This is a genomic window from Vicinamibacteria bacterium (genome assembly GCA_035620555.1).
Lineage (GTDB): Bacteria > Acidobacteriota > Vicinamibacteria > Marinacidobacterales > SMYC01 > DASPGQ01.
Genome location: DASPGQ010000040.1, coordinates 1 through 2,888, shown reverse-complemented (window position 1 = coordinate 2,888; position 2,888 = coordinate 1). Strand labels below are relative to the sequence as shown.

The 2,888-nt window shown below is 65.3% G+C and carries 2 protein-coding genes; both read left to right on the top strand.

Annotated elements, in window-relative coordinates; all coding sequences use genetic code 11:
* Positions 1-2,016, top strand: a 2,016-nt coding sequence (locus VEK15_01510) for an ADOP family duplicated permease (protein HXV59341.1), incomplete at its 5' end; no start/stop codon positions are given.
* A gap of 88 nt (positions 2,017-2,104) precedes the next feature.
* Positions 2,105-2,888 (top strand): hypothetical protein (locus VEK15_01505; GenBank protein ID HXV59340.1); only part of this gene is annotated, 784 nt, incomplete at its 3' end.

Below are 2,888 nucleotides of genomic sequence, written 5' to 3'. Positions count from 1 at the left end.
TTCACGCTCCTCGGGGTCGAGCCGTTCCTGGGACGGTTCTTCACCCGTGACGACGACGAGCGGGTGGTCGTTCTTTCTCACGCGCTCTGGCGCCGGGAGCTCGGCGGCGAGCCAAGCTGGATGGGCCGGAGCATTCGCCTCGACGGCGAAGAGTATCTGGTGCTCGGCGTCATGCCGCCGGAATTTTTCTTCCCACCGTTCTGGGCGACGGAGGCGAAGTTCTGGGCGCCTCTGCGATTCAGCGAAGAGGCCCAGGCCAATCGGCGCTCTCAGTTCCTACGTGTCTTCGCCCGCCTCGCCCCCGGTCGAACCATCGAAGAGGCGAGGGCAGAGCTGGATGTTCTGGCGCGGCGGATCGAGACCCTCTATCCGGAGACCAACACTCACGCCGGAATCAATATCGAGCCGGTGCGCGAGCCCGCAGTCGGTGGACGGCGCATGGCGTACGGGGTTCTTCTAGGCGCCGTGGGCTGGGTTCTCGCGATCGCCTGCGCGAACGTGGCGAACCTGTTGCTCGCGCGCTCAATCGGTCGCGAGCGAGAGATGGCCGTCCGATTGGCGATCGGAGCGAGCAGGCGGCACCTCGTTCGACAGGTCCTGACGGAGAGCCTGGTGCTCTCCTCGTTCTCCACACTCGCGGCGCTGGCGCTTTTGGCAATTGTCTTCGGAGGAAGTCCTCGACTGAGTCAGGTAACGCCGTTTCCCGTTGAGATCCGCCTGGACCCCGCGGTTCTTGGCTTCGCTCTCGTGGTGTGTGTGGTAGCCGCGGTACTCTTCGGCGCGGCGCCGGCGCTCCAAGCCGCGCGATCGGGATTCGACCTCCGGCTGCGCGGAGCGCTTTCCCGTCGCGACGCCTCCCTCCGCTCCGGTCTCGTCGTCGCCGAGGTCGCTCTCGCGCTCGCGCTTCTGATCGTGGCCGCCGCTCTCATGCGAAGCTTCATCCACCTGAACCGCTTCGATCCGGGTTTCCGAAGAGACAATCTCCTGACGTGGGATATCTCCCTTACGGGCACATCCCATACCGACGCCGAGCGCCAGCGCGTATTGATCGAGTCGGTTCTCGAGCGCGTTCGGTCGGACGCCTCGGTCGCCGAGGCGAGCTTCGTGAATCATCTTCCCATCGGAGGGGACCTGTGGCGAACCCCCTTCACCGTGGATGGGCTCTCAGAGGATGCGCGAGCCGCTCATCGAACCATCAGTCCCGGCTACTTCCAAACGCTGGGAATTCCGATCCTCGCGGGGCGAGGCTTCGATGGACACGACCGCGACGATACGGCCCCGGTAGTCGTCATCAATCAAACGCTGGCGGAGCGCTACTTTGGCAGTGAAAGCCCGATCGGTCGAGAAATCACCATCGGCACGAGTGACCGGGCCACGGTGGTCGGTGTCGCCGGCGACGCGCGTCAGTGGGCGCTCACCGATCCGGTTCGGCCCGAGATCTACTTCCCCTACAACCAGAATCCCTCGGCCTGGTGGCTCCAGACCACGCTCGTCGTTCAGAGCGGCGCGCCACCCGACCAGGTCGAGCAGCGGCTGCGTGCGGTTATCGCCGAGCTCGATCCGAGGCTTCCGGTCACACGGGGTCGGACTCTCGAGTCGATTCTGTCGTCGAGTCTCGCCCAGCCAAGGCTCCATTTCGTGATGATGGCGCTCTTCGCCCTGGTTGGGCTTTCGCTCAGCGTCGCTGGAGTCTACGGAGTCATCGCTTTCGCGGCACAGAGACGACGTCGCGAGATCGGCTTGCGGATGGCGCTCGGGGCGAGTCCGGGAAAGATACGAAAAATGGTGCTCGGAAATGGGTTGGCCCTCATCGGGGCGGGCGTTCTCATCGGCACGGTCGTGGCGGTCGCCACGGGAAATGTTCTCGAGGGTCTGGCTCATGGCGTGAGCGTCTCCGATCCCACGACCATCCTTCTCGCCGCCGGGCTCATGTTGACGGTGGGAGTCGTAGCGAGTGCCGTCCCCGCGTGGCGAGCGAGCGCTCTCCCTCCCATCCAGACCCTCCGCGAGGATTGAACCTCGTCCATGACTTCGCGATAGAATTCGTCATCTTCACTATGGACGAGAGCTCGGGAGCTTGCGGTCGATAGCGACTCGAGCTCGATTGGCACGCTCGGGCCTCAGGAGTCTGATCGCCTCCCTGGCGCTGACGAATGCGCTCATTGCGGGCCAGCTCGAGCCACCCGCGATCGAGGAGATGACGATCGATCTCTGGCCCGAGTACGACCGGCCGGCGACGCTCGTCATGTATCGCTTTCGCGTCGCTTCCGGCGCGGACACGAGCACCCCGGTAACGATCCCGATCCCTGCCTCGGTCGACGAGCCCCATGCCGTTGCCTGGCGAGACGACAAGGGCGCCCTGTTCGTCGCCGACTACACGCGGAGGCTCGAGGGCGATCGCACGCTCATCCAGGCCCGGCTGGGGAGTCTCGAAGGACAGCTCGAGTTCTATGGAGATCTCGAGCTCGACGGGACGGCGAGGATGTTTCGCTTCAGGTGGCCGGGCGGCGTCCCGATCGGCTCACTCTCATTTCAGATTCAGCAACCCGCTGGCGCCAGGGAGTTTCGCATTCTGCCCGAGCCGACGCGGACGACGGTGGGGCAGGACGGGCTCACGTACGCGCGTGTCGATCTGGGGGCGCAAGCCGTCTCGTCGACTCCGGAGATCGAGATTCGGTACCGAAAAGACTCGCCGGGACTCACCGACCCCGCTCCGCCCGCGGCAGACACACCGTCGCCTCCCGAAAGGAGCACGTTCTCGCCCTGGCTCTTCGGGTTAGGAGGGCTCCTCGCGGGCGCCGGAGCGGCCTGGCTCGCCTGGTCTTTTCTGGGCTCGCCCTCGCGATCACCGGCGAAGGCCTCCGAGAAGAGAGTAGCCAAAGGCCGCG